This window comes from Streptomyces sp. NPDC086835 (assembly GCF_044745705.1).
In the GTDB taxonomy this organism is placed as follows: Bacteria; Actinomycetota; Actinomycetes; order Streptomycetales; family Streptomycetaceae; genus Streptomyces.
Genome location: NZ_JBIVAU010000009.1, coordinates 286,215 through 309,572, shown reverse-complemented (window position 1 = coordinate 309,572; position 23,358 = coordinate 286,215). Strand labels below are relative to the sequence as shown.

Annotated in this window: 28 protein-coding genes, 2 pseudogenes and 1 riboswitch; of the genes and pseudogenes, 17 read left to right on the top strand and 13 right to left on the bottom strand. The window is 71.7% G+C overall.

The annotated features are described in order from the left end of the window. Positions 1-6: 6 nt before the first annotated feature. Both ACIPJI_RS27505 and ACIPJI_RS27500 read left to right on the top strand, forming a co-directional pair. Positions 7-222, top strand: a complete 216-nt coding sequence (locus ACIPJI_RS27505) for a hypothetical protein (protein ID WP_005320324.1) — start codon at positions 7-9, stop codon at positions 220-222. Then, complete coding sequence (locus ACIPJI_RS27500) at positions 219-590, top strand: fic family toxin-antitoxin system, toxin component (RefSeq protein ID WP_307705182.1); 372 nt, start codon at positions 219-221, stop codon at positions 588-590. Before ACIPJI_RS27505 ends, ACIPJI_RS27500 begins: the two co-directional genes overlap by 4 nt. 95 nt (positions 591-685) lie before the next feature. Here ACIPJI_RS27500 and ACIPJI_RS27495 read toward each other — a convergent pair whose 3' ends face one another. The 5 genes from ACIPJI_RS27495 to bioB form a co-directional block, all read right to left on the bottom strand. Continuing rightward, entirely contained in the window at positions 686-1,369 is a 684-nt protein-coding gene (locus ACIPJI_RS27495) for a class I SAM-dependent methyltransferase (protein ID WP_402249463.1), read from the bottom strand. Between the two features lie 57 nt (positions 1,370-1,426). Beyond that, positions 1,427-1,780 (bottom strand): VOC family protein, encoded by a 354-nt coding sequence (locus ACIPJI_RS27490; protein ID WP_402249461.1) that lies wholly within the window; start codon positions 1,778-1,780, stop codon positions 1,427-1,429. 5 nt (positions 1,781-1,785) lie between these two features. After that, positions 1,786-2,499 carry a dethiobiotin synthase gene (gene bioD, locus ACIPJI_RS27485; protein ID WP_356620341.1) on the bottom strand — a complete coding sequence of 238 codons (714 nt, stop codon included), beginning with the start codon at positions 2,497-2,499 and terminating at the stop codon, positions 1,786-1,788. A gap of 61 nt (positions 2,500-2,560) precedes the next feature. Beyond that, positions 2,561-3,850 (bottom strand): adenosylmethionine--8-amino-7-oxononanoate transaminase, encoded by a 1,290-nt coding sequence (locus ACIPJI_RS27480; RefSeq protein WP_402249459.1) that lies wholly within the window; start codon positions 3,848-3,850, stop codon positions 2,561-2,563. Next, on the bottom strand, positions 3,843-5,021 hold the full coding sequence (bioB, locus tag ACIPJI_RS27475) for a biotin synthase BioB (RefSeq protein ID WP_356620343.1): 1,179 nt from the start codon (positions 5,019-5,021) through the stop codon (positions 3,843-3,845). The genes ACIPJI_RS27480 and bioB overlap by 8 nt, the downstream gene beginning before the upstream one ends. Before the next feature lie 146 nt (positions 5,022-5,167). On the opposite strand from bioB, the gene ACIPJI_RS27470 reads away from it, so the two are divergent. Further along, positions 5,168-6,313, top strand: a complete 1,146-nt coding sequence (locus ACIPJI_RS27470) for an 8-amino-7-oxononanoate synthase (RefSeq protein ID WP_307705176.1) — start codon at positions 5,168-5,170, stop codon at positions 6,311-6,313. A gap of 222 nt (positions 6,314-6,535) precedes the next feature. After that, entirely contained in the window at positions 6,536-6,967 is a 432-nt protein-coding gene (locus ACIPJI_RS27465) for an ATP-binding protein (RefSeq protein ID WP_307705175.1), read from the top strand. Positions 6,968-7,002: 35 nt separating this feature from the next. On the opposite strand, the gene ACIPJI_RS27460 is transcribed toward ACIPJI_RS27465, so the two are convergent. Then, positions 7,003-7,947, bottom strand: a complete 945-nt coding sequence (locus ACIPJI_RS27460) for a LysR family transcriptional regulator (RefSeq protein WP_402249456.1) — start codon at positions 7,945-7,947, stop codon at positions 7,003-7,005. An 83-nt stretch (positions 7,948-8,030) separates the two neighbouring features. Between ACIPJI_RS27460 and ACIPJI_RS27455 the strand changes: the two genes are divergently transcribed. Continuing rightward, the gene (locus tag ACIPJI_RS27455; protein WP_402249454.1) at positions 8,031-8,660 is read left to right on the top strand and encodes a LysE family translocator; all 630 of its coding nucleotides are present in this window, start codon (positions 8,031-8,033) and stop codon (positions 8,658-8,660) included. Positions 8,661-8,693: 33 nt separating this feature from the next. Here the strand turns inward: ACIPJI_RS27455 and ACIPJI_RS27450 are convergent, their stop codons facing one another. From ACIPJI_RS27450 to ACIPJI_RS27440, 3 genes are all read right to left on the bottom strand, one after another. Further along, entirely contained in the window at positions 8,694-9,170 is a 477-nt protein-coding gene (locus ACIPJI_RS27450) for a C40 family peptidase (protein ID WP_307705172.1), read from the bottom strand. A 3-nt stretch (positions 9,171-9,173) separates the two neighbouring features. After that, positions 9,174-9,356, bottom strand: a riboswitch (cyclic di-AMP (ydaO/yuaA leader). Between the two features lie 316 nt (positions 9,357-9,672). Next, positions 9,673-9,981, bottom strand: coding sequence for a hypothetical protein (locus ACIPJI_RS27445; protein WP_307705171.1), 309 nt, complete (start codon positions 9,979-9,981; stop codon positions 9,673-9,675). A gap of 7 nt (positions 9,982-9,988) precedes the next feature. Then, a complete protein-coding gene (locus ACIPJI_RS27440) occupies positions 9,989-10,624 on the bottom strand; it encodes an ATP-dependent Clp protease proteolytic subunit (RefSeq protein ID WP_307705170.1) in 636 nt (211 codons plus the stop codon). Positions 10,625-10,709: 85 nt separating this feature from the next. Here ACIPJI_RS27440 and ACIPJI_RS27435 point away from each other — a divergent pair, with 85 nt between their 5' ends. Next, positions 10,710-11,000 (top strand): type II toxin-antitoxin system Phd/YefM family antitoxin, encoded by a 291-nt coding sequence (locus tag ACIPJI_RS27435; RefSeq protein ID WP_307705169.1) that lies wholly within the window; start codon positions 10,710-10,712, stop codon positions 10,998-11,000. Between the two features lie 158 nt (positions 11,001-11,158). On the opposite strand, the gene ACIPJI_RS27430 is transcribed toward ACIPJI_RS27435, so the two are convergent. Continuing rightward, positions 11,159-12,142: an ABC transporter permease gene (locus tag ACIPJI_RS27430; protein ID WP_402249451.1), complete on the bottom strand. Its 984-nt coding sequence runs from the start codon at positions 12,140-12,142 to the stop codon at positions 11,159-11,161. A gap of 102 nt (positions 12,143-12,244) precedes the next feature. Here ACIPJI_RS27430 and ACIPJI_RS27425 point away from each other — a divergent pair, with 102 nt between their 5' ends. From ACIPJI_RS27425 to ACIPJI_RS27395, 7 genes are all read left to right on the top strand, one after another. Beyond that, positions 12,245-12,865, top strand: coding sequence for a TetR/AcrR family transcriptional regulator (locus tag ACIPJI_RS27425; protein ID WP_307705167.1), 621 nt, complete (start codon positions 12,245-12,247; stop codon positions 12,863-12,865). Between the two features lie 136 nt (positions 12,866-13,001). After that, entirely contained in the window at positions 13,002-13,304 is a 303-nt protein-coding gene (locus tag ACIPJI_RS27420) for an urease subunit gamma (protein ID WP_005320342.1), read from the top strand. A gap of 12 nt (positions 13,305-13,316) precedes the next feature. Beyond that, complete coding sequence (locus tag ACIPJI_RS27415; protein ID WP_307705166.1) at positions 13,317-13,628, top strand: urease subunit beta; 312 nt, start codon at positions 13,317-13,319, stop codon at positions 13,626-13,628. Further along, positions 13,621-15,342 carry an urease subunit alpha gene (locus tag ACIPJI_RS27410; protein WP_356620347.1) on the top strand — a complete coding sequence of 574 codons (1,722 nt, stop codon included), beginning with the start codon at positions 13,621-13,623 and terminating at the stop codon, positions 15,340-15,342. The genes ACIPJI_RS27415 and ACIPJI_RS27410 overlap by 8 nt, the downstream gene beginning before the upstream one ends. After that, positions 15,342-16,157: an urease accessory protein UreF gene (locus ACIPJI_RS27405; protein ID WP_402249448.1), complete on the top strand. Its 816-nt coding sequence runs from the start codon at positions 15,342-15,344 to the stop codon at positions 16,155-16,157. Before ACIPJI_RS27410 ends, ACIPJI_RS27405 begins: the two co-directional genes overlap by 1 nt. Positions 16,158-16,203: 46 nt before the next feature. Further along, the gene (gene ureG / locus ACIPJI_RS27400) at positions 16,204-16,881 is read left to right on the top strand and encodes an urease accessory protein UreG (protein WP_402249446.1); all 678 of its coding nucleotides are present in this window, start codon (positions 16,204-16,206) and stop codon (positions 16,879-16,881) included. A 7-nt stretch (positions 16,882-16,888) separates the two neighbouring features. Then, positions 16,889-17,632 carry an urease accessory protein UreD gene (locus ACIPJI_RS27395; protein ID WP_402249444.1) on the top strand — a complete coding sequence of 248 codons (744 nt, stop codon included), beginning with the start codon at positions 16,889-16,891 and terminating at the stop codon, positions 17,630-17,632. A gap of 74 nt (positions 17,633-17,706) precedes the next feature. Here ACIPJI_RS27395 and ACIPJI_RS27390 read toward each other — a convergent pair whose 3' ends face one another. The 3 genes from ACIPJI_RS27390 to ACIPJI_RS27380 all read right to left on the bottom strand — a co-directional run bounded on the left by ACIPJI_RS27390 (position 17,707) and on the right by ACIPJI_RS27380 (position 20,443). Then, positions 17,707-18,756: an NAD-dependent epimerase/dehydratase family protein gene (locus ACIPJI_RS27390; RefSeq protein WP_402249442.1), complete on the bottom strand. Its 1,050-nt coding sequence runs from the start codon at positions 18,754-18,756 to the stop codon at positions 17,707-17,709. Positions 18,757-18,888: 132 nt separating this feature from the next. After that, on the bottom strand, positions 18,889-19,626 hold the full coding sequence (locus tag ACIPJI_RS27385; protein ID WP_307705160.1) for a 1-acyl-sn-glycerol-3-phosphate acyltransferase: 738 nt from the start codon (positions 19,624-19,626) through the stop codon (positions 18,889-18,891). A gap of 325 nt (positions 19,627-19,951) precedes the next feature. Continuing rightward, positions 19,952-20,443, bottom strand: a complete 492-nt coding sequence (locus tag ACIPJI_RS27380; RefSeq protein WP_356620503.1) for a carboxymuconolactone decarboxylase family protein — start codon at positions 20,441-20,443, stop codon at positions 19,952-19,954. A gap of 97 nt (positions 20,444-20,540) precedes the next feature. Here ACIPJI_RS27380 and ACIPJI_RS27375 point away from each other — a divergent pair. The 4 genes and pseudogenes from ACIPJI_RS27375 to ACIPJI_RS27360 form a co-directional block, all read left to right on the top strand. Continuing rightward, positions 20,541-21,509, top strand: a pseudogene (locus tag ACIPJI_RS27375) (pirin family protein); the annotation flags it as partial. A 24-nt stretch (positions 21,510-21,533) separates the two neighbouring features. Beyond that, entirely contained in the window at positions 21,534-21,872 is a 339-nt protein-coding gene (locus ACIPJI_RS27370) for a GNAT family N-acetyltransferase (protein WP_356620504.1), read from the top strand. A 176-nt stretch (positions 21,873-22,048) separates the two neighbouring features. Then, positions 22,049-22,453 (top strand): ChaB family protein, encoded by a 405-nt coding sequence (locus tag ACIPJI_RS27365; RefSeq protein WP_356620353.1) that lies wholly within the window; start codon positions 22,049-22,051, stop codon positions 22,451-22,453. Between the two features lie 658 nt (positions 22,454-23,111). Next, positions 23,112-23,358: pseudogene (locus tag ACIPJI_RS27360) on the top strand (hypothetical protein); the annotation flags it as partial.

Here is a 23,358-nt window from a genome sequence, read left to right as displayed (position 1 = left end):
CAAGGTGTGGCGAAGACACAGTTGAACGTACGCGTGGACGAGTCCACCGCGGAGACCGCCCGGCAGCGGGCGATGCAACGCGGCGTGAGCGTGAACCGCTACATCGAGGAGCTCGTCAAACAGGACGCCGGCGAAGCGGGACGCACCTTCGTCGACGCGGCGGCCGACTTCATGAAGCAGTACGAGTCGGTCTTCGCCGAGGAGTTCGGCGACAAGCGTTGAGCCTGCGGATCGACCTCGCCTGGCTGCTCATGGTCGCCGAGCACAAGATGCCCGGCGACCCGCAGGTCACCGACTGGGGCGCGCTCGTCGCCGCCGTCAGCCGTCACGAGGCGGAGATATTCGGCGTCCCCGTCTACAGCGACCCGGCCTCCCGCGCCGCCGCGCTGCTGCAACTGCTGCTGCACGTTCCGGCGCTGGAGCGTTCCAACGCCATGTTCGCCTCGGCCGTCGCCTACGGCTATCTCGTCGCCTGCGGGCTGAAGGTCGTCACCTCGCCCGCGCAGGTACGTGACCTGGCCCGCCTGGTGAAGGACGGCAGCGCGGACATCGGGCGCATCGCGGAGGAACTGCGGAGCTGGAGCGAGTGAGCGGTGCCGCTCCCTGACCGGGGTGGCGACCCGTCCCTGACCGGGGCGGCGCGACCGAGGGCTCCCGGGGCGAGGCCCAGGCGCCGTCGTGGCGGCTACCCGTCCGTGACCGGGCGACGGGCGACCCCCAGCACGCACGGCGACGTCGGCAGCTGCGGTCCGTGGTCCGGCACCCGGAACCGCCGGTAGGGCCCGACCTCGAAGCCCGCCTCCTCGATCGCGGCGATCGTGTCCCGCGCCGTGTGGCACCCGCCGAACAGCAGCGGCCACACCGTGCGGTCCAGGACCCGCTGGGTGGTGGCCATGCCGCGGCCCTCAGCCCGCCCGTGCTCGAAGAACCGCAGCTCGGCGCCGGGCCGCAGGACCCTCCTGATCTCCGCCAGCGCCCTCGGCAGGTCCCGTACGGTGCGCAGCACCAGCGACGCGACCGCCGCGTCGAAGCCCTCGCTCTTGACCGGCAAGGCCTCGGCCGCGCCGGGCGCCACGTCAACCGGGACCTCGGCGCGCAGGGCGGCCTCGGTGGCCAGCTTCCGCAGTGAGCGCTCCGGTTCGATGGCCACCACTTCGGAGACGGTGGCCGGATAGTGGGCGAAGTTCAGACCGTTGCCCGCGCCGATCTCGATCACCCGGCCGGACAGCCCTCGCAGCAGCTCCGCCCGGTAGGCGGCGATGCCGCCCTTCAGGTCGGCCGTCACGCTCATCTTCGCGTAGAAGCGGGCGAAGAGAGGATGGTGGACGGCGTCCCGAGGGACGTTCGTACCGCGCGGAAGCGGGACCATAAGGGCCTCCTTCGGAGACGGGCCGGTCTCCGTCATTCTCCCCCCGCTGCGCGCGGCTCAGCCGTCCGTGCCCGCCACGAAGCAGAATTCGTTGCCCTCCGGGTCACGCATGACGACGAAACGGCCGTGGTCGTCGGTCACGATCGCCCCGAGCCGCTCCGCCCCCAGCCGGACCGCCTCGTCCGCGGCCGCGTCGATCTCACCGGCGTCCAGGTCCAGGTGAAGGCGGTTCTTGGCCGTCTTGCCCTCCGGCACCCGCTGGAAGGCGACGCGCACGAACTCCGGCGGATCGATGTACGACCAGTCGTCGGAGCGGTCCACCGGATCGCCGCCGAGGAGCGCGGCCCAGAAGCGCACCAGCCGGGCGGGGTCATGGCAGTCGAAGACGAGCTCGTCGATCTTTGCGCGCATGAGCGTCAGCCTACGGCGGCGGTGAACGCCCCCGCATCCCACCGGCCACCGAGGGCCGGTGTCAGCCACGTCGCCGCCCGCGCCCTGAAGTCGGCGGGAGCGAGCGCACCGGCGCCCTCCGGTACGGCCCCGAGCAGCGGTGCGCCCGCGGCTTCCGGAAGGTCCGCCAGATTGCAGCGCGCCGCCAGGTCGGGCGTCTTGGGCCAGCTCCCGACCACCACGCCCAACTGCTCCAGGCCGCGTGCGCGCAAAGCCTCCGCCGTGAGCGCCGTCATGTTCAGCGTGCCCAGGCCGGCCGGGGTGACCACGAGCACGGGCGCGCCCAGCTCGGCGGCCGCGTCCGCCAGCGTGGCCCCGTCGTCGTCGAGCCGTACGAGCAGGCCGCCCGCGCCCTCCACCAGCACCAGGTCGTGTTCGGCCGCCAGCTTCTCGGCGGCCTCCGCCACGTCCTTGGGCCGCACGGGTGCGAGCCCCGCCCGCCGGGCGGCGGTGGCCGGCGCCAACGGCTCGGGAAAACGGGCGAGTTCGGCACAGGTCACCTCGCCGGCGAGCCGCCGCACCACCTCGACGTCGCCGTCCTCGCCCGCCGCCAGCCCCGTCTGCGCGGGCTTCAGGACGGCCACGGACCGCCCCCGGGCCAGAGCCGCCGCGGCGACCGCCGCCGTGACGACGGTCTTGCCGATCTCGGTGCCGGTGCCGGTCACCACGATCACTGCCATGTGCTTGTGTGTCCTTCGTTCGTTCCGATGTCCGCCGTGACCCTGGCGGGCCGGGGCGGCCTCAGCCCGCCGCTGCCGCCGCACGCACCGCGCGGCACACGCGGGCGAGGTCCTCGTCGTCCGTCACGTAGGGCGGCATCGTGTAGACGAGGTCGCGGAAGGGCCTCAGCCAGACCCCTTCCCGGACGGCCGCCGCCGTGGCCGCGGCCATGTCGACGTCGTGGTCCAGCTGTACGACGCCGATGCCGCCGAGCACCCGGACGTCCTTCACCCCGGGCAGGTCCGCGGCCTCCGCGAGACCGTCGCGCAGACCCGTCTCCAGGCGTCGGACCTCCCGCTGCCAGTCCTGCCCGAGCAGCAGGTCGATCGAGGCGCAGGCGACGGCGGAGGCCAGCGGGTTGCCCATGAACGTGGGTCCGTGGGCGAGCACCGGAACCTCGCCCTGCGAGATGCCCTCGGCCACCTTCGAGGTGCACAGCGTCGCGGCCATCGTCAGATAGCCGCCGGTCAGCGCCTTGCCCAGGCACATCACGTCCGGTGCGACGTCCGCGTGCCCGGCCGCGAACAGCGTGCCCGTACGCCCGAACCCGGTCGCGATCTCGTCGAACACGAGCAGTACGCCGTAGTCGTCGCAGGCCTGTCGCAGCACCCGCAGATACTCGGGGGAGTGGAACCGCATGCCGCCCGCGCCCTGCACGACCGGTTCGACGATCACGGCCGCCAGTTCGTCCGCGTGCCGGGCGATCAGCTCCCGCAGACCGCGCGCGTACGACTCGTCGTAGTCGGCGGGAGGCGCGTCGGCGAAGAGCTGCCGGGGCAGCACCCCCTGCCACAGCTCGTGCATCCCGCCCTTGGGGTCGCACACCGACATCGGCTGCCACGTGTCGCCGTGGTAGCCGCCGCGCCAGGTCAGCAGCCGCTGCTTGGCGGGGTGCCCCAGCGAACGCCAGTACTGGAGGCACATCTTCACCGCGACCTCCACGGACACGGAGCCCGAGTCGCAGAGGAAGACGTGCCGCAGCGGCTCCGGGGTGATCTCCACCAGCCGGGCGGCGAGCCGCACGGCGGGCTCATGGGTGAGCCCGCCGAACATCACATGGCTCATCCGGCCCAGCTGGGCGGTCGCCGCCTCGTTCAGCACCGGGTGGTTGTACCCGTGGACGGCCGACCACCACGAGGACATGCCGTCGACCAACTCGCGCTGCCCGTGCACCTCTTCGGCGAGCCGCAGCCGCACGCCGGAGGCGGACTCGACGACCAGCGGGTCGCTGCGGCCCGGCATCGGACCGTACGGGTGCCAGACATGCGCACGGTCCAGCGCGCGGAGCTCTTCGGGGCCGAACTCAGGCATTGGGCGCGAGGTCCGTCCCGGCTCCCCGGCGGCGCACCGCCACCAGATCCGTACGCGCCGCGGACGGCTCACCCGACGGGGCCACGGTCGCCTCCGCCTCCGCCGCCTCCGAGGCGCACCCTCCCGAGTCGCCGTCGCCGCACACCGAGCCACAGCCGCCGCCGGCCGCACGGTGCTCGGGCAGCGTCGTGGTGTCCGTGCCCTCCACCTCGAAACCGGCGTCCGCGATCATCTCGAGGTCGGTCTTGCCCGCCTGGCCCTCACTGGTGAGGTAGTCGCCGAGGAAGATCGAGTTGACCAGGTGCAGCGCGAGCGGCTGCATCGAACGCAGATGCACCTCGCGCCCGCCGGCCAGTCGCACCTCGACGTCCGGGCAGACGAACCGGGTCATCGCGAGGATGCGCAGACACCGCTGCGGGGTGAGGTGCCACTCCTTGGCGAGCGGCGTCCCCTCGAAGGGGATCAGGAAGTTCACCGGCACCGAGTCGGGGTCGAGTTCCCGCAGCGCGAAGACGACGTCCACCAGGTCCTCGTCGCTCTCACCCATGCCGGCGATCAGGCCGGAGCAGGCCGACAGGCCGGCGGCGTGCGCCTTGTTCACCGTGTCGACGCGGTCGGCGTAGGTGTGCGTGGTCGTGATGTCCCCGTACGTCCCCTCGGACGTGTTCAGGTTGTGGTTGTACGCGTCGGCGCCCGCGTCACGCAGCCGCTCGGCCTGGCCGTCGGAGAGCAGGCCGAGGCACGCGCACACCTCGACGCCCTCGTTCTGCTCCTTGATCGCCTCGATGGTCCTGGACACCCGGTCCACGTCCCGGTCGGTCGGGCCGCGCCCGCTCGCGACCAGGCACACCCGCTTGGCGCCGCCGGCCACACCGGCCGCCGCGGCCTCCGAGGCCTCCTCGGGCTTCAGCCAGGTGTACTTGAGGATCTCCGCCTTCGACCCGAGCCGCTGGGAGCAGTACGAGCAGTCCTCCGGGCACAGGCCGGATTTCAGGTTGACCAGATAGTTGAGCTTCACCCGCCGCCCGAACCACTGACGGCGCACCTTGCCGGCAGCGGCCACCACATCGAGCACATCGTCGTCGGAGGTCGCCAGCACGGCGAGCGCCTCTTCGCGGGTCGGCAGCTCGCGCCGCAGCCCCTTCTCCACCAGTGTGTTCAGCAGGTCCATGGCGCCGATCCTGGCCTACCGCACACGCCCCGGCCAAGGAGGAAGCCCACAACACCCGCGATTTGAGGTGTGTGCATGGCCACACCCGATACCCGGGCCCGCCCCGCTAGGGTCTGTCCGCTGCCTACAAAAAGGACCGGACCGCCATGCCGAGGAATCCTTTCGACTGGATCGACGAGGAGTCGCGCCGCCGTGAGCGGGCGGGTCTGGTCCGCACCCTTTGGCCGCGCCCCGCCGACAGTGCCCTCCTCGACCTGGCGAGCAACGACTATCTCGGCCTCACCCGCCGCGCCGAGGTCACCGAAGGCGCCGTGCGGGCCGCCCGCCGGTGGGGCGCCGGGGCCACCGGTTCCCGGCTCGTCACCGGCAGCACCGAACTGCACGCCGAACTGGAGCGTGAGCTCGCCGACTTCTGCGGCTTCGAGGCCGCCCTCGTCCTGTCCTCCGGCTACGCGGCGAACCTCGCCGCGGTCACCGCGCTCAGCGGCCGTGACGCCCTTGTCGTCTCCGACGCGGGCAACCACGCCTCCATCGTCGACGGCTGCCGGCTCTCCCGTGCGGAGACGGCGGTCGTCCCGCACCGCGACGTCGAGGCCGTACGCAAGACGCTCGAGGCCCACCCGGGCCGGCGCGCCCTCGCGGTCACCGACTCGGTCTTCTCCGTCGACGGCGACGCCGCACCCCTGCGGGACCTCGCCGACGTCTGCCGTGAGCACGGCGCCGGGCTCCTCGTCGACGACGCGCACGGGCTCGGCGTCCTCGGCGACGGCGGCCGCGGCGCCCTGGCCGCCGCCGGCCTCGCGGGCGAGGCCGGGACCGTCGCCTCGCTGACGCTCTCCAAGTCGCTGGGCAGCCAGGGCGGTGCGGTCCTCGGACCCGCCCGCGTCATCGACCACCTGATCAACACCGCGCGCACGTTCATCTTCGACACCGGCCTGGCCCCGGCGGCGGCCGGAGCGGCACTCGCGAGCGTGCGGGTGCTGCGCGGCGAACCCGGGCTCGCCGGTCGGGCACGCGAGGTCGCGGCGACGCTGCACCGCGGGCTGACCGACGCCGGACTGACCTCGGCACGCCCGGACGCGGCGGTGGTCTCCGTGCAGGCCCCGTCCCCGGACGCGGCGCTGCGCTGGGCGGCGGACTGCCGGGCCGCCGGACTCGTCGTCGGCTGCTTCCGGCCCCCGTCCGTACCCGACGGGATCTCCAGGATCCGGCTGACCGCCAGGGCGGATCTCACGGACCGGCAGATCGACACGGCGCTCTCCACGATCATCCGGACCGCGCCCGCCAGTTGAGCCGCCCGGGGCGCCTCCTGGGCCCCGGCGGTGGCCGTAAATACGGTCTGTCGTAGCAGAGTTCACCGCATCGAGCGACAGAAATGTACGTATCTCGGTGGATCGGCGCCGCTGACGGGCGATAAGTGGCAGTCTGACGCAGAAGCGTAATCCGTGGCCGTTCCCGCTTTTCATCCGCTACGAGTCGGAGCCCGGCCGCGGTGGGAAAGGGACAGCGCCGCCATGGCAGACCACCAAGAAGCATCCGCCACTCTGCCGAGCGATCCGGCGTCGGTATCCGCCGCCCGGAGATACGTCACGGACGTCCTGTGCGAATGGGGGCTGGAGCCGGACGCAGAGACCGTCGACACCGTCAAACTGATCGTCTCCGAGCTCGCCACCAACTCCGTCCAGCACACCTTCGGCCAGTCCCCGACGTTCACGGTGGATCTGCGCCTCGAACGTGACGAGCAGTTGTGCATCGGCGTCACCGACAGCCATCCGCGCTGGCCGCAGCGGCTGCCCGCCGCCGTCCGGCAGGACAACGGGCGCGGCATGGTCATCATCCGTACGCTCACCGCGGAGTACGGCGGCCGACTGTCCGTCACGCCCACGCAGGAGGGCGGAAAGACCGTCTGGATCGCGCTGCCCTGGTCCGTTCCCGTGCAGAGCTGACCTTCCCGCGGAACCTGGCTCGAAGGGCCCCCGGCTCACAGAGTCCCTGCTTCGCGGACCGACCCGGCCCGGCTGCCCGCCCTTGCGAACGCGCCACGCATCAGCGCCCGCAGCGACCGCACGGCCGGACCCGACTCCTCGCCCCGGTGCGCCACCGAGATCGTCCTGCGGAACGCCGCAGGTTCCAACTGCCGTACCCGCAAAGGCGTCGAGGACATCGTGGCGACCATCTCCGGCACGACGGCCACCCCCAGTCCCGCGCTGACGAGCGCGCACACCAGTGCGTACCCCGGCGACTCGCAGACCACGGCGGGTGTGGCGCCGGCGCTCGCGAGTGCGCGCTCCACCCCCTTGCGTGGCGGATGCGACGGCGCGCTGCTGATCAGTGGCCGGCCCGCCAGCTCGCCCACGGGCAGCCGGCCGGAACCGCCCGCGAGTACATGCCCCGGATCGGTCACGAGCACCAACTCCTCCACCAGGAGGGCCTCCACCACCACCCCCTGCGGCGTGGCGGCCGGCTCGGCCGGTTCATAGGCATGGGTCAGCGCCACGTCGACCTCGCCCGTGGCCACGGCCGCCACCCCGCCGGGCGGCTCGTACTCGGCGACGGTGAGTTCCACGTCCGGATGCGCGCGGCGGAAGGCGCTCAGCACGGGTGGCAGCAGATGGATCCCGACCGTCGTGAACGTGCCGACCCGCAGCCGGCCGCCGGCCAGGCCGGTGAGCCCCGCCAGCTCACGGCGCGCCCGGTCCATCTCGTCCAGCACCCGGCGGGCATGCTCCGCGAGCAGTTCGCCGGCCGCCGTCAGCCGTGCGCCGCGGTGCGAGCGCACGAGGAGGACGGCCCCGGCCTCCCGCTCCAGCTTGGCGATCTGCTGCGAGAGCGCCGGGGCCGTGTATCCGAGCCTGGCGGCGGCACGGGTGATGGAACCGGCGTCCGCCACGGCGACGAGAGCCGCCAGCCGGGTCGGGTCGTACATGCCACCCCTTAAGAGTTGCTTCAGGCCGCCGTGCAGAAACCGCAAGTACACGTTAAGGCCTGCATGCGTCCACGCTGGGACGCATGGACGGACAGCTCATCGCCTTCATCGGGGTCGCCGCAGGCATGGTCGCCGTGCCCGGCGCGGATTTCACCGTCGTCGTACGCAACGCGGTCGTCTCACGCCGGGCAGGTGTCGCCTGCGCGGTGGGAGTAGCCGGCGGGCTGCTCGTCCATACGGCGCTGGCCGTGGGAGGACTCGCCGCCGTCCTCGCCACGGTCCCCCTCCTCTACCGGACACTGCAGATAGCGGGTGGTGCCTATGTGCTGTATCTCGGGGTCCGCTCGCTGCACGCCGCACTGCGCCCGCGGGCGGAGCCGGCAGATCCGCGGAACGCCGCCTCGCACGGCGTCGGACGCGGCCTGCGGCAGGGTTTCCTCACCAACGTCCTCAACCCGAAGGCGCCGGTGCTGTTCCTGAGCCTGCTCCCGCAGTTCGTTCCCGACGGCGCGGCCGTACTGCCGCGCACGCTGCTGCTCGCCGGCACGGTCGTGCTGCTGGCGCTGCTCTGGTTCCCGGCGGTGGCGCTGCTGGTCGACCGCCTCGGCCGGTGGCTGCGCCGGCCGCGGACCGCCCGCGCCGTCGAAGGCGTCTCTGGAGGCGCGCTGACCACGCTCGGCGCGGCACTGCTGATCCGGTCGACGGCGCACTGACACCACCCAGGTCCCGCAGGACCTGGCGGCGCGTCAGCGCACGCGGCCGTACTTGACGCTCTTCGTCCAGATCTTGACCAGCCGGACCACGTCACCCGTCTTGGGGGAGTGCCAGATCTTCCCGTTCCCGGCGTAGATCCCCACGTGGTAGACGGCACCGCCGGCATGGAAGAACACCAGGTCACCGCGTTGTCGATGGGAGGCGGAGATGTGGCGGGTCCGGTTGTACTGCTGCTGTGCGGTCCGGGGCAGCTTCTTGCCCGCTTTCTTGTACGAATAGAGCGTCAGCCCTGAACAGTCGAAGCGGGACGGGCCCGTGGCGCCGAACCGGTACGGCGAGCCCTTCTTCGACGCGGCCACCTTGAGTGCCTTGCTCGCGTGGCTACTGATCGCCCGCGCTTCAACAGCGCTGCCGGGGGCCAGGAGTGTGCCGCCGACGGCGGCGATCGTGAGTGCCGATACGGTGCCCGCCCGTGAGAGCAGGAGGGGGAGATGCATCTGCGCAGTCATGCGCGACCCTTCGTCAGCCGCCTGTGAAGGGTGACCTGTCGGGTTCGGACGGCGAAGACGCCCGGCCGCCGAAGCGGCTTCACCCCAAGGCGTGGCCGGGATCGCCGGTCACGCCGTACTGCTGGGTCCTCCACTCCTGCCGATGCAATTCCGTCGACCAGACATCCGGTGCGGCGGCAGGATTCAGCGTCCGCCCGGACCGCCCCGTCGAGGTGGCGGGGGCTTGTCGTCCCACGGATCGTTACCCACCGATGTCCGATTTCCGAGCCGAAACGGCTTTTGTGAAGCTGATCACGACTGGACCTTTCGGGTGGGCAGGCCTGGCGGACCCCTTCCCGCTCGCTCCGGACCCGTCTCGTACCAGCAGTTGAAGCGTCCGATTGCGCCAGACCGGTGGTCCCGCCGACGCAAGTCCGAGGCCGTGCGACAACTTGGGCAAAGCTCCACCGAACGGGGTACGGGCGCCGCCGCGCCGTGTCGGCGGGCGGCACCGGAACGTCCGTCAACTCGTGGAAACGGGCGGGATGGTCAGCCGATTGGTCCTGCGCTCGCCGTCCAGGACGCGCAGTGCCTCCGTCAGGGTGTGCGTGTACACCTCGCTCTCGCCCCGGATGTGCATGAGCGTCAGGGCGTCCTTGAGCGCGGCGGCCCGCCCGACGAGTGCCTGCGCGGCGCGCAGGGCTCCGTAGGTGTGGGTGGTGCGGGTGGGGTTGATCCTGCCGAGCAGGTCGACGACTTCGAGGTAGGCGTCGACGAACTCGGCCTCGGCGCGGGTCAGTGCCGGCAGTGGCGGAAGTTCGGGCGGCAGCATCCCGCGCTCACCTCGCCGTGGGTGGCACGGCCGAGAGCTTGCGGCTCGTGACGACATGGTCGATCAGGCCGTACTCCTTCGCCGCGGTGGCGTCGAAGATCTTGTCCCGCTCCAGGTCGGCCGCGATGCGGTCCGGGTCGTTGCCCGTGTGGCGCACCAGCATCGAGGCGAGTTGCTCGCGCAGTCGCAGCAACTCGGCGGCGTGGATCTCCAGATCGGACGGCTGGCCGCGCAACGGCTCCTCGTACGCGGGCTGCTGCATCACGATCCGCGCGCCGGGCAGTGCCATGCGCTTGCCGGGAGTGCCCGCGGCGAGCAGGGTGACCGCCGTGGAGGCGGCCTGGCCGAGGCAGGTGGTCTGCACGTCGCACATGACGACCTGCATCGTGTCGTAGATGGCGGACATGGCGCTCAGCGATCCGCCGGGGGAGTTGATGTACAGGCAGATGTCCTGGTCGGGAGCCTCGTACTCGAGGTGCAGGAACTGTGCGATGACGTCGTTCGCCGCCGTGTCGTCGACGGCGGTCCCCAGGAAGACGATCCGCTCGGCCATCAGCTTCGAGTACGGGTCGAGCGTGCGCGTCCCGAAGGACGTGCGCTCCGTGAGCTCCGGCAGGACATAGCGGGCGGACGGACGGTTCATGGCACACCTCTCGTCGTCGCGGCCGTGGAGATGCTCCAGGCCCTGTAAAGAATGTACAGGATGTACAGACCGTTAGAATGGGAGCATGGCCTACGAAATTCCGGTGACGCAAGCTCGCGCCGAGCTCGCCGATCTGATCAACCGTGTCGTCTACGGCGGCGAGCGAGTGGTGGTGACCCGGCACGGGAAGCCGCTCGTCGCGCTGGTCTCCGCCGCGGACCTGGAGCGGCTGGAGCAGGAGGCGGAGGCGCCGGAGGCGGCGGAGGAGCAGATCATCAGCTCCGTGTCCTCCTTCGGGACGGCGTCCTCCGTTTCCCCCGACCGCGGCCGCTTCGGACTGGCGGCCGAGCACCGCCCTCCGAGGGACCGCCCTTAACGGCAGGCCCGGCCGAGGCGCCGGGACGCCGGTCCGCCACGAGGGCCGGTCCGGTCGCGTACGCCCGACGGCCGGCCCGGCGCTCCGGCGCGTCCGGACATGCGAAGGCCGCGCGCCCCCGTCCGCTACTGCGGGGACACGCGGCCGGTTCGTCAGCCTCAGGTGACCGGTACGGGGGCGGGCCGCTCCTCTTCCGTAAGGACCGGGGCACGGCGCCTGCCGCCCACGAACACGGCGACCAGGCCCAGCACCGCCCACACCGACAGCGTCAGCAGCGGTGCCGAGGCGCCGCGCCCGTCGAAGTAGGCGACCGAGCGCAGCAGTGTCGCCCCGGCGCCCGGCGGCAGCCACTGGCCGATCGCACCCACCGGCTCCGGAAGCAGCTCCGGCGCGGAAGCGGCGCCGGAGAACGGATTGCCGAGCAGCACCATCAGCAGTGCGCCGAGGCCGATGCCGGGCGTTCCCAGCAGCGCGGCGAAACCGGCCACGGTCGCTCCGGGGGCGGCGACCGTCAGGCTCAGCGCGGCCGCCTCCGCCCACCAGTCGCCCTGGAGCACGCCGAGCCAGCTGTGGGTGATCGCCGTCGCGGTGACGCCCACCAGCGCGGATGCGCCGACGAGCGTGGCGGCGGCCCGCGTCCCGCGCAGCCCGGACATCGTCACCAGCGCTCCCGCGGCGACTCCCGCGAGGGTCAGCGGCAGGGCGCTCGCCGCCGGCGCGGTGCCCCGCGGGTCCCCGGAGGGCAGCGGGGCCACGTCCGTCACCTGCACCTGGGTGCCGGCGGGGGCCTGAGCGGTGACGGCCTCCTGGAGGAGCTGGGCGACGACAGGGCCGGCTCCGGAAGCGGTCAGCAGTCTCGTGCCTTCCGGTCCCGCGACGACGGCTCCGTATACGACCCGGTCCTCGACCGCGGCCCTGGCCGAGGCCTCGTCGTCGTAGCGGTGGACGTCGAAAGCGCCTTCGCGCTGCTCGAAACCCCGCTCCAGCTGGGTGACCGCCGCAGCGGGCCCCGCGACGCCGACGGGCAGCTCGCGCGGGGCGGTCCTGGCGGCCGGCCAGGCGAAGGCCCACAGGGCCAGCGCCACCACGACGGGGACCAGGACCATCACCGCGATCATGCGGCGGGCCGGCAGAGCGGACATGAGGAGCTCCTTATAGAGAAGGATCGTTCGTTTTATCTCTTGGTCACTGTCCTGCCGCCTTCGATCCTTGTCAAGAAGGAATGTTCGTTCTACTTTTGGGCCATGGCACGTGTATCCCAGCAGCACCTCGACGCCCGCCGCCGCCAGATCCTCGACGGCGCTGCCCGCTGCGTCTCCCGCAACGGTTTCCACGCCACATCGATGCAGGACATCCTGCGCGAGTGCGGCCTGTCGGCCGGCGCGGTGTACCGCTACTTCCGTGGCAAGGACGAGCTGATCGCGGCCATCGCCGACGAGGCGTTCAGCAGTATCCGCGCCGCCTTCCAGGAGGCCGCGGCGACCACGCCACCGCCCACACCCGATGTGCTCCTCGGGCGGGTGCTGCGCCGCATGCTCGTCGAGGAGGTGCCCGGCGGCGACCGTCAGGCCTTCGCCCGGCTGGTCGTCCAGACGTGGACCGAGACCCTGCGCGACGAGCGCCTCGCCGCGATCCTCGCCACCGGTTACAACGGCATGCGCCAGGCGTGGGCGGAGCTCGTGCACGCCTATCGGGCGAACGGGCAGATGGAGGCGGACGTCGACGCCGACCATGTGGCGCGGACCCTCATCGCCACCGCCCAGGGGTTCATCGCGCAGCAGGCGCTGTTCGGTGACGTGCGTGTCGAGGTCCTCGAGGAGGGCCTGCGGGCTTTGATGTCCATGCGGGATCCCAAGATCAGTTAACGCGCCGGAAAAATCCGCGTCCTAACGTTCAACCTCTGGTCGTGAGATGCCCGCGGACAGGTCAACAGGGTGTCGCAGCGCGTTACGGTCCTCACGCCCAGGGACCTACAGGGCCGGACGACAGTGAGGTGGACGCGTGCAACTCTCCCCGCACGAGCAGGAACGGCTTCTCATCCATGTGGCCGCCGACGTGGCGGAGAAGCGCAGGGCGCGCGGGGTGAAGCTCAACCACCCCGAATCCGTCGCCCTCATCACCTCGCACATCCTCGAAGGCGCCCGCGACGGCCGCAGCGTCGCGGAACTCATGGCGTCCGGGCGCAAGGTGCTCACCCGTGACGACGTCATGGACGGCATCCCCGAGATGATCCACGACGTCCAGGTGGAGGCCACCTTCCCCGACGGGACCAAGCTCGTCACCGTCCACGACCCGATCGTCTGAGGGGCGGCGGCGATGATTCCCGGAGAGATCCTCCACGGCGACGGCCCGATCCTCCTCAACGAGGGGCGTGAGGTCAGCCGCCTCACCGTCGTCAACGCCGCGGACCGTCCGGTCCAGGTCGGCTCCCACTACCACTTCGCCGAGGCCAACCCCGGCCTCGAGTTCGACCGCGCCGCCGCCCGTGGCAAGCGGCTGGACGTCGCCGCGGGCACCGCCGTGCGTTTCGAGCCCGGCATCCCGGTCGATGTCGAGCTCGTGCCGATCACCGGTCGCCGGATCGTCGCCGGGCTGCGCGGGGAGACCGGAGGACCTCTCGATGGCTGAACTCCACCGCGCCGTGTACGCCGACCTGTTCGGCCCCACCACCGGCGACCGTGTCCGGCTCGCCGACACGGACCTGCTCGTCGAGATCGAGGACGACCGCTGCGGCGGCCCCGGCCGTGCCGGTGACGAGGCGGTGTTCGGCGGCGGCAAGGTCATCCGCGAGTCCATGGGTCAGGCCCGTACGACACGCGCCGACGGCGCGCCCGACACCGTGATCACCGGAGCGGTCATCCTCGACCACTGGGGCGTCGTCAAGGCCGACATCGGGATCCGGGACGGCCGGATCAGCGGCGTCGGCAAGGCCGGTAACCCCGACACCATGGACGGCGTCCACCCCGACCTCGTCATCGGTCCCGAGACGGAGATCATCGCGGGCAACGGGAAGATCGTCACCGCCGGAGCCATCGACGCGCATGTCCACTTCATCTCGCCGACCGTCGTCGAGCAGGCGCTCGCCACCGGCGTGACCACCCTCGTCGGCGGCGGCACCGGGCCGGCGGAGGGGACCAAGGCCACCACGGTCACACCCGGCCCTTGGCACCTCGGCCGGATGTTCGAGGCGCTGGAAGCCTTCCCGGTCAACATCGGCCTGCTCGGCAAGGGCAACACCGTCTCCCGCGACGCCATGTACTCCCAGCTGCGTGGCGGCGCGCTCGGATTCAAGATCCACGAGGACTGGGGCGCCACCCCGTCGGTCATCGACGCGTGCCTGCGGGTCTGCGACGAGACCGGCGTGCAACTGGCCCTCCACACCGACACCTTGAACGAGGCGGGGTTCGTCGGGGACACCCTCGCCGCCATCGCGGGCCGCACCGTCCACGCGTACCACACAGAGGGCGCGGGCGGCGGGCACGCCCCGGACATCATCACCGTCGTCTCCGAGCCCCATGTGCTGCCCAGCTCGACCAACCCGACCCGGCCGCACACCGTCAACACCATCGACGAGCACCTCGACATGCTGATGGTCTGCCACCATCTCAACCCCGCCGTCCCGGAGGATCTGGCCTTCGCCGAGTCCCGGATCCGGCCGTCCACCATCGCGGCAGAGGACATCCTGCACGACCTCGGAGCGATCTCGATCATCTCCTCCGACTCGCAGGCGATGGGGCGCATCGGGGAAGTGGTGATGCGGACGTGGCAGACCGCGCACGTCATGAAGAAGCGCCGCGGCGCGCTCCCCGGCGACGGCCGCGCGGACAACCACCGGGCACGTCGCTATGTCGCCAAATACACGATCAACCCCGCGGTCGCCCAGGGCCTCGACGGGGAGATCGGCTCGGTCGAGACCGGCAAACTGGCCGACCTCGTGCTGTGGGACCCCGCCTTCTTCGGGGTCAAGCCGCAGCTGGTGATCAAGGGCGGCCAGATCGCGTACGCGCAGATGGGAGACGCGAACGCCTCGATCCCGACGCCCCAGCCGGTGATGCCACGGCCGATGTTCGGAGCGATCGGGCGCGCGGCGGCCAAGGGATCGTTCAACTTCGTCGCACAGACGGCGATCGAGGACGACCTGCCCGAACGACTCGGCCTGGCCAAGAAGTTCGTGCCGATCAAGAGCACCCGGCGGGTGACGAAGGCGGACATGCGCGAGAACGACGCCCTGCCGCGGGTGGAGGTCGACGCCGACACCTTCACGGTGACGATCGACGGGGAAGCGGTCGAGCCGGCACCGGCTGCGGAACTGCCCATGGCACAGCGGTACTTCCTCTTCTGATGCGCCCCCCGGACACCGACAGGGACGTCGGCCACGGCGAGCCGGCCGTCGACATCCGCCACGAGGAGCCCGGCGCCGGTGGCCGGCACCAGGAGCCGGCCACCGGCGCCTGCCACCAGGCGGAGGCCGATGCCGGCCAGGAGGCGCCCGCCGCCGTCCGTGCCGCGCTGCTCGTGCTCTGTGACGGGCGGTTCCCCGCAGGAGGGCACGCGCACTCCGGCGGGGTCGAGGCGGCGGTGAAGGCGGGACAGGTCCGTGACGCCGACGATCTCGCCGCGTTCTGCCGGGGGCGGCTGCACACCGCGGGGCTCACCGCCGCGGGGCTCGCCGCCGCGGCGGCGTTCGGCCACGACCCCGTCGCGCTCGACGCGGCGGCGGACGCCCGCACGCCGTCGCCCGCACTGCGCGCCACCTCGCGCAAGCTCGGCCGCCAGCTGATGCGCGCCGCGCGGGCCGCGTGGCCGGCTCCCGGACTCGACGCGCTGGCCTCGGCGTTCCCGCGCGGGGCGCACCAGCCGGTGGTCCTCGGCACCGCCGCCCGCGCGGCGGGCCTCGGACCCGAGGACGCCGCGCACTGCGCCGCGTACGAGGCGGTCGGCGGCGCCGCCACCGCCGCCGTACGGCTGCTGTCCCTCGACCCGTTCCGCGCGACCGCCGTCCTCGCCCGTCTCGCCCCCGAGATGGACCAGGTCGCCGCCCGCGCCGCCGGCCTGGCCCGCCGGGGCGTCGACGACCTGCCCGCCGCCTCCGCACCGCTGCTCGACATCTGGGCGGAGCAGCACGCGGCCTGGCCCGTCCGTCTCTTCGCCTCCTGACCCACTCCGCCTTCCGGATTTCCGTACGTACCAAGGAGCCGCAGCCATGCACATCGGTCACCAGCACGAGTCGCCGACCGCCGTCGGCGCGGACGCCACCCGCCCCGACGGCAGCCGCCGAGCGCTGCGGATCGGCCTCGGCGGGCCGGTCGGCTCAGGGAAGACCGCCACGGTCGCCGCCCTGTGCGCCGCGCTCCGCGACACGCTGTCCATCGCGGTCGTCACCAACGACATCTACACCCGTGAGGACGCCGAGTTCCTGCTCCGCAACGCGGTGCTGCCGCCGGAGCGCATCCAGGCCGTGGAGACCGGAGCCTGCCCGCACACGGCGATCCGCGACGACATCTCCGCCAATCTTGAGGCCGTGGAGGACCTCGAGGACAGCGTCGGCCCCCTCGACCTGATCCTCGTCGAATCGGGCGGCGACAATCTCACGGCCACGTTCTCCAAGGGCCTCGTGGACGCGCAGGTCTTCGTCATCGACGTCGCCGGCGGCGACGACATCCCGCGCAAGGGCGGCCCCGGCGTGACCACGGCCGACCTCCTCGTCGTCAACAAGACCGACCTCGCCCCGTACGTCGGCTCCGACCTCGGCCGGATGGCGCGCGACGCCGAGGCGCAGCGCGGCGAACTCCCCGTCGTCTTCACCTCGCTGCGCGAACCGGACGGCATCGCGCCGGTCGCCGACTGGGTGCGCGCGCAGCTCGCCGCGTGGACCGGATGAGTCCCGGATGAGCGTCCACGCGACTGCCCGGATCGTCGCCGACCGCACGGGCCTGCCCGTCCTCACGAGCGACGGGCCGCTGGCGCTGCGCCGCACCCGCTCCACCGGACCACGTCTGCGGGTGACCCTCGTCGGCGCCATGAGCGCACCCCTCGGCGGTGACCGGCTCGCCCTCGAGGCCGAGGTACGCGAGGGCGCCCGCCTCACCGTCGACTCGGCCGCAGCGACCATCGCCCTGCCCGGCGCCGAACGGCGGCACGCCCGGTACGACACCACGCTGGAGGTCGGAGAAGACGCCGAACTGCACTGGATGCCGCAACAGTTGATCTCCTCGCACGGGAGCGACCTGCGGATGCGCACCCGCGTCCGGCTCGCCGCCACGGCACGGCTGGTGCTGCGGGAGGAACAGATCCTCGGCCGGTACGGTGAGCAGCCGGGCACCCTCACGACCCGGCTCACCGTCCACCGCGCCGGCCGCCCGCTGCTGGACACCGGGTTCTCCTGCGGCCCCGGCGCTCCCGGCGGCTGGGACGGGCCCGCCGTGCTCGCCGGCCACCGGGCGGCCGGCCAACTCCTCGTCGTCGACCCGGCGTACGAGGACAAGCCGCCGGAGCCGGTGTCCCTGGGTCCCACCGCGGCGCTCACCCCGCTCGCCGGACCGGCCGCACTGGTGACCGCGCTCGCGGTGGACGCCCTCGCTCTGCGGCGCGTGCTCGACGGCGCTCTGCGGCACCTGCTCGGCAGCCCGTGACGCAGGCCGCCCGCTGGTGTGCTGCGCGGGGGAGCGGAGCACCGGCGTGACTCGGCCCGCCACGGTGCCCGCGGTCAGCCGGCCCGGTGCTCGGCCAGCCAGGCGTCCTCCGCCGCGTAGTCGAACAAGGCGTCCTTCCCGTAGTTCGCGGCCATCTTGGGGAACGCCTCGGTCCACTCCTTGCCGTGCAGGCGCGCCGCGAGCCACTCCAGGGTCGCCGGCAGGGACTGCGCGTAGCCGGTCACCGCGCGATAGCCCAACTCGTCCTCCGCGGCACTCATGTCGTACACGACCGGATGCGCACCGGACCACGGTGTCTCGCCCACCGACGGCGACGGCGGCGGCCCGTCGACGAGGACGGTCTCGGTCCGCCGGCCGAGCACCGCGTCGATCGCGTCGCCGATCTCTGCCACGGTGGGCGCGTCCGGGTCACCCGCGTTCAGCACCCGCGAGCCGGGCCGGCGGGCCGACAGCCGGACCAGTTCCGCCACGTTGGACACATGGACGGGATGGAACCTGCTGAGACCGCCGTACGCCAGCACCCGCACCTGGCGGCCGTCCAGTGCCCGCTTGACGAAGTACAGCTCACGCGGGGTGCGGCAGTGCGGCCCGTGGACGGCGCCCGCCCGCAGCAGCGTCACGGGCAGCTCGTCACCGGCGGCCAGCAGCTCCTGCTCCAGCGCCACCTTCCGCGTGCCGTACGTCGACTCCCCGGCGGCCACGGTGCTCTGGGCCTCCGGAATCGGCACCGGGTATCGGGGAAAGCCGTCGGGCCGGTCCTGGGTGTCGAAGCTGCGTCCTCGGTCGTCCTCGTAGACCGCGCCGCTCGAGATGACGACGGCCGACCCGACCCGGTCCGACATCGACCTCAGCTGGCGGGCGTGCCCACGGCCGAAGGCGACCATGTCGACGAGGACGTCACAGCCCTCCCCGACGGCCTCGGCGAGGGCCGCGTCGTCCTCCCGGTCCACCCGCACCGCCCGCACCGTGTCGGGCCAGCCCTCGTCCACGACACCGCCCCTGGAGGCCGCCCGGACCTCCCATCCGTCCGCGACCAGGGCGGCCACCGCCGCCCGTCCCATCTGTCCTGAAGCGCCCAGCACGAACGCGTTTCCTCGGCTCATGACAGGCACGCTAGGCGCGGGGCGGGGTGGCGGCCGGGAAATTAGCGGAGCGCAGATCCGCGGTTCGCATCTGCGCCCCGCAGCCGGGGTTCAGCAGCCGAAGGTTCGCAGCCGACGGTTCGCGGGGGTGGGTCAGGAGCGGCGCCGGGGAAGCCTCTTCGGCTTGCTGCCGCCCTGCTCCTGTTCCTGCTGTTCCTGCTGTTCGGCCTTGACCTCGGCGGCGTAGCGGTCGACGTACTCCTGTCCGGAGAGTTCGAGGATCGCGTACATGATCTCGTCGGTGACCGCGCGGATCGCCGCCTTCTCGTTCTCCATGCCGGCGTACCGCGAGAAGTCCAGCGGTTCGCCGAAACGGACCGTGACCCGCTTGACCTTCGGGATCACCTGTCCGGGCGGCTGGATCTCGAACGTCCCCACCATCGCGCAAGGCACCACGGGCACCCCGGCCTTGAGCGCCATGACGGCGACCCCGACCTTGCCCTTGTAGAGCCGGCCGTCGTGCGAGCGCGTGCCCTCGGGGTAGATGCCCAGCAACTCGCCTTTGTTCAGCACCCCGAGCCCTTCCCGGATGGCGGCCTGCCCGGCCTCCTTGCCGGACCGGTCGACCGGGATCTGCCCGGCGCTGCGGAAGAACGCGGCGGTCAGCCGGCCCTTGAGGCCGGGCCCGGTGAAGTACTCCGCCTTGGCGAGGAACGTGATGCGCCGCTTGATGATCGCAGGCATCAGAAAGTGGTCGGAGAACGACAGATGATTGCCCGCGACGATCGCCGCGCCCTCGGCGGGGATGTGCTCCAGCCCCTCGATCCGCGGCCGGAAGAGCAACCGCAGCAGCGGCCCGATGAGCACGTATTTCAGTACGTAATAGAACACGGCGTCTCTCCCAACTCTCCCCGGTTCGGCCCTGAGGCCGTGTTCTGCCGGCTCACGGCCCGCACCCGCGGCCTCAGTCGCACTGTGGGCGCGGTCGACCGTGATCGGGTCTGATCGGACTCATGCTGACTCCTTGCTCCCTTGCATGATGGGGCGTCAGACCGCTGGGCCGCTGGATGGGGATCGGCCTGCGTTCTCCGGCGATCGATCGTAGCCCGATACCCCGCGTCCCAGAATGGACATGCGTCGCTTCCGGTCGGCGCGGCCGCCAGGTGGCCTGCCGGACCGCCCGGCGACGGGGCGGGGGTCACCACCCTGACCGGCGTCAGTCCCGAGGCGATGGAGCCGGATCGCGGCGCACCGGGTGCTTGCTCATCACGGAGACGCGGTTGAACGCGTTCATGGTGATCGCCACCCAGATCGCGGCGGAGATCTCGTCGTCCGACAGTGCGGCCCGGGCCTCGGCGTACGCCGCGTCCTGCGCGCCGATGTCCGCCGGACGGGTGGTGGCCTCCGACAGGGCGAGCGCCGCCCGCTCCCGGGGGCTGAACAGCGCGGTGTCGCGCCAGGCCGCCAGCACGCCCAGCCGCTGTGTGGTCTCGCCGGCGCGCAGGGCCTTCCTGGTGTGCAGGCTGAGGCAGTACGCGCAGGCGTTGAGCTGGGAGACTCTGATATTGATCAGCTCGACGAGGATCCGGTCGAGCCCCGACTCGGCCGCGACGTTCTTGACCGCCTCGGCCGTGGCGGTCAGCGCGCGGTAGGCGTCCGGGCTCTGTCTGTCGATGAAGATCCGTCCGCCGGTCTCCGCTGCTGACATTTCTGCCACGTGCACTCCTTGGTCGCGCGATCGCTCGCTGCCCGTCCTATCATGATCAATGTTGAAAACGAAACTTTCTTACGAGGGAGGACTCGCGGTGAGCAATACGGAAGTGCACCCTGCCGAGTTGGCCTGTGGAGCCCGGGCGGACGGCGCGTCCCGACCCGACATCGAAGTCCTCACCGCGCGGAGCGTCCCGCTCGGCGGCCCACGCGCCATGACGGTACGGCGCACCCTGCCCCAGCGGGCCCGCACACTCATCGGCGCATGGTGCTTCGCCGACCACTACGGCCCCGACGACGTCGCCGAGACCGGCGGCATGGACGTCGCTCCCCACCCGCACACCGGTCTCCAGACGGTGAGCTGGCTCTTCACCGGCGAGATCGAACACCGCGACAGCCTGGGCAGTCACGCCTTGGTGCGGCCGGGCGAGCTGAACCTCATGACAGGCGGATACGGGATCAGCCACTCGGAGGTGTCGACGCCCGGGACCACGCGGTTGCACGGTGTCCAGCTGTGGGTGGCGCTGCCCGAGCAGCACCGGAACGCCGAGCGGGACTTCCAGCACCACGTACCGGACGCCGTTCCGCTGGACGGCGGCGAGGCCCGCGTCTTCCTGGGTTCGCTCGCCGGCGTCACGTCCCCGGTGCGCACCTTCACGCCCCTGCTCGGGGCCGAACTGTCGGTGGCTCCGGGCGCCACCGTGACCCTCGGCATCGACCCGGACTTCGAGCACGGCGTTCTCGTCGACACCGGCGACGTCCGTATGGAGGGGACGACTCTGCGGCCCACCGAGCTCGGCTACGCCGGCCCTGGCCAGAGCACGCTCACCCTCACGAACGAGGCACCCGGCACAGCACGGCTGATGCTGCTGGGCGGGCCGCCGTTCCCTGAGGAGATCGTCATGTGGTGGAACTTCATCGGCCGCACCCACGACGACATCGTCAAGGCACGCGAGGAGTGGCAGAACGAGTCGGACCGCTTCGGCCGGGTCGAGGGCTACGACGGACACCGCCTTCCGGCCCCCGCACTTCCCAACGCGATCATCTCCCCACGGAAGAACCCCGCCCCGCCGGCCAAAGGAAACGCCATGACGGATCAGACCGCCGTGCCCACCGTCCGCCACGTTCCGGCGGAGCACCGCTACGAGATCCAGGTCGACGGAAGGATCGCCGGGTTCACGGCCTACCGTGACCGCGGCGACCAGCGGGTCTTCTACCACACCAAGATCGACGAGGCGTTCTCCGGACAGGGCCTGGCGTCCCGGCTCGTGCACGACGCCCTGGAGGACGTCCGTGCCGCGCACAAGCGCATCGTGCCTGTCTGCCCGTACGTCAAGAAGTACCTGGAGAAGCACGACGGGTTCGCGGACATCTCCGACCCCGTGACGCCCGAGGTGCTTCAGTGGCTCGACGGCGAGCTCCACTGAAGCCGTGTCCGCCGGCAGGGGTCCACGGGCCGGCCCCCTGCCGCGCCCAAGTCCCCTACAGCGGCGCGTACGTGCGTCGACCAGGCACGTGGGGGCCCTGCCGCGCCGGCGCACGGGCCGTTTCGACCCGTAAGAGGTGGGAACGCGTCGTGCACGGCATCCAGGAGGTGATGGCCATGCCAGGACGCGAAGAGCTTCCGTCCACACTGGAACGCTCTCCCAAGGACGCTCAGCGCACCTGGATCAAGGCACATGACTCAGCGGTCGAGCAGTACGGCGAAGGGGAGCGGGCACACCGTGTCGCGTTCAGCGCCCTGAAGCACAAGTACGAGAAGGTCGCCGACCACTGGGAACGCAAGGAGAAGGGGCGCAAGGGACCCTCGGACCCACGGGCCGCAACGCCCAGGCAGCAGCCGGCCCCCAGCGCCGAAGGCGTCGACGAGCAGGCCACGAAGCAGCACCTGTACGACCTCGCCAAGCGGCTCGACATCGGCGGCCGCTCCCACATGACGAAGTCCGAGCTGATCGAGGCGGTTCAGAAGGCGAACCGTTCGAGCACGCGTCGCGCCCGCTCCGGCTGAACGCGAGCCGCGCACGCGGCGACGCCACGTGCCGGAGGCGCCACCCGACCGGCCAAAGGCGCCACCCGACCGTAGGAGCCCTCGTCCGACCGGACGAGGGCTCCTACGGTCGGGGCCTCGCGTCTCAGCGGGGCTGCGCCGGGTCCTGGTTCTTCGGTTCCCGCACGTCGGTCAGGCGGCGTACTGCGGCGGGGCGGGTGGCTCGGCGACAGGCTGTGTGGCCGGCGGGCCTCCTGGTCGGAGACGCCCTGACTCTCGGCGTCCTTCCTCAGGCGGGCACGCCGCTCGTTGTACTTCTTGCTCCCTGGCTCAGGCACCGCAGTCACTTCCTCACCGCCGAGTGCCCCCTGATCAGCGGTTATGCGTCCTCGGGAGTAAACGCCGGCCGGCTGCCGCCCGGGCGCCACGGACCTCTCTGATGCCGTTCCGGCCGGCTGTCGGCGGGCCTCCTCCGCCGCACCCGCGATACGGACGGCTGCACGCCGCAGACGTCCGCGCGCCCGGCCGCCATAGATCTGAATGAGGGACACCCGTCCACGCAAGCACCAACCCGAGTGGTGAGGACGGCGCATCGCCTTGACGGTTGAGCATGTCGCCGCTGTGGACCGACGAGCCGACGGACTGTCAGCTGACGCAGCCGCGACGAAAGGACCTCGCAATGCGCTCTGCCCGCATTCTCATTGCCTCGGCCACAGCCACGGCCGCACTCGCCATCGCCGCGCCCGGCGCCTACGCCCTGGCCTTCGTCGACTCGGACAAGGACGACTCGTCGTACAGCAGCGAGCACAACTGGAAGTCCGACAAGGACGAGGACAAGGACAAGGACAAGTCCGAGGAGAAGGACAAGGACTACGGCAAGGACCACGACAAGGGTGACAAGCCGCACGGTGGCGTGCACACCGGTG

What these genes read in the sequence shown, in the direction of transcription:
- ACIPJI_RS27495 (WP_402249463.1), bottom strand. Translation starts at nt 1,369, where the DNA reads ATGGTCCCGCTTCCGCGCGGTACGAACGTCCCTCGGGACGCCGTCCAC.
- ACIPJI_RS27490 (WP_402249461.1), bottom strand. Translation starts at nt 1,780, where the DNA reads ATGCGCGCAAAGATCGACGAGCTCGTCTTCGACTGCCATGACCCCGCC.
- bioD (WP_356620341.1), bottom strand. Translation starts at nt 2,499, where the DNA reads ATGGCAGTGATCGTGGTGACCGGCACCGGCACCGAGATCGGCAAGACC.
- ACIPJI_RS27480 (WP_402249459.1), bottom strand. Translation starts at nt 3,850, where the DNA reads ATGCCTGAGTTCGGCCCCGAAGAGCTCCGCGCGCTGGACCGTGCGCAT.
- bioB (WP_356620343.1), bottom strand. Translation starts at nt 5,021, where the DNA reads ATGGACCTGCTGAACACACTGGTGGAGAAGGGGCTGCGGCGCGAGCTG.
- ACIPJI_RS27470 (WP_307705176.1), top strand. Translation starts at nt 5,168, where the DNA reads ATGCCGAGGAATCCTTTCGACTGGATCGACGAGGAGTCGCGCCGCCGT.
- ACIPJI_RS27465 (WP_307705175.1), top strand. Translation starts at nt 6,536, where the DNA reads ATGGCAGACCACCAAGAAGCATCCGCCACTCTGCCGAGCGATCCGGCG.
- ACIPJI_RS27460 (WP_402249456.1), bottom strand. Translation starts at nt 7,947, where the DNA reads ATGTACGACCCGACCCGGCTGGCGGCTCTCGTCGCCGTGGCGGACGCC.
- ACIPJI_RS27455 (WP_402249454.1), top strand. Translation starts at nt 8,031, where the DNA reads ATGGACGGACAGCTCATCGCCTTCATCGGGGTCGCCGCAGGCATGGTC.
- ACIPJI_RS27450 (WP_307705172.1), bottom strand. Translation starts at nt 9,170, where the DNA reads ATGACTGCGCAGATGCATCTCCCCCTCCTGCTCTCACGGGCGGGCACC.
- ACIPJI_RS27445 (WP_307705171.1), bottom strand. Translation starts at nt 9,981, where the DNA reads ATGCTGCCGCCCGAACTTCCGCCACTGCCGGCACTGACCCGCGCCGAG.
- ACIPJI_RS27440 (WP_307705170.1), bottom strand. Translation starts at nt 10,624, where the DNA reads ATGAACCGTCCGTCCGCCCGCTATGTCCTGCCGGAGCTCACGGAGCGC.
- ACIPJI_RS27435 (WP_307705169.1), top strand. Translation starts at nt 10,710, where the DNA reads ATGGCCTACGAAATTCCGGTGACGCAAGCTCGCGCCGAGCTCGCCGAT.
- ACIPJI_RS27430 (WP_402249451.1), bottom strand. Translation starts at nt 12,142, where the DNA reads ATGTCCGCTCTGCCGGCCCGCCGCATGATCGCGGTGATGGTCCTGGTC.
- ACIPJI_RS27425 (WP_307705167.1), top strand. Translation starts at nt 12,245, where the DNA reads ATGGCACGTGTATCCCAGCAGCACCTCGACGCCCGCCGCCGCCAGATC.
- ACIPJI_RS27415 (WP_307705166.1), top strand. Translation starts at nt 13,317, where the DNA reads ATGATTCCCGGAGAGATCCTCCACGGCGACGGCCCGATCCTCCTCAAC.
- ACIPJI_RS27410 (WP_356620347.1), top strand. Translation starts at nt 13,621, where the DNA reads ATGGCTGAACTCCACCGCGCCGTGTACGCCGACCTGTTCGGCCCCACC.
- ACIPJI_RS27405 (WP_402249448.1), top strand. Translation starts at nt 15,342, where the DNA reads ATGCGCCCCCCGGACACCGACAGGGACGTCGGCCACGGCGAGCCGGCC.
- ureG (WP_402249446.1), top strand. Translation starts at nt 16,204, where the DNA reads ATGCACATCGGTCACCAGCACGAGTCGCCGACCGCCGTCGGCGCGGAC.
- ACIPJI_RS27395 (WP_402249444.1), top strand. Translation starts at nt 16,889, where the DNA reads ATGAGCGTCCACGCGACTGCCCGGATCGTCGCCGACCGCACGGGCCTG.
- ACIPJI_RS27390 (WP_402249442.1), bottom strand. Translation starts at nt 18,756, where the DNA reads ATGAGCCGAGGAAACGCGTTCGTGCTGGGCGCTTCAGGACAGATGGGA.
- ACIPJI_RS27380 (WP_356620503.1), bottom strand. Translation starts at nt 20,443, where the DNA reads ATGTCAGCAGCGGAGACCGGCGGACGGATCTTCATCGACAGACAGAGC.
- ACIPJI_RS27370 (WP_356620504.1), top strand. Translation starts at nt 21,534, where the DNA reads ATGACGGATCAGACCGCCGTGCCCACCGTCCGCCACGTTCCGGCGGAG.
- ACIPJI_RS27365 (WP_356620353.1), top strand. Translation starts at nt 22,049, where the DNA reads ATGCCAGGACGCGAAGAGCTTCCGTCCACACTGGAACGCTCTCCCAAG.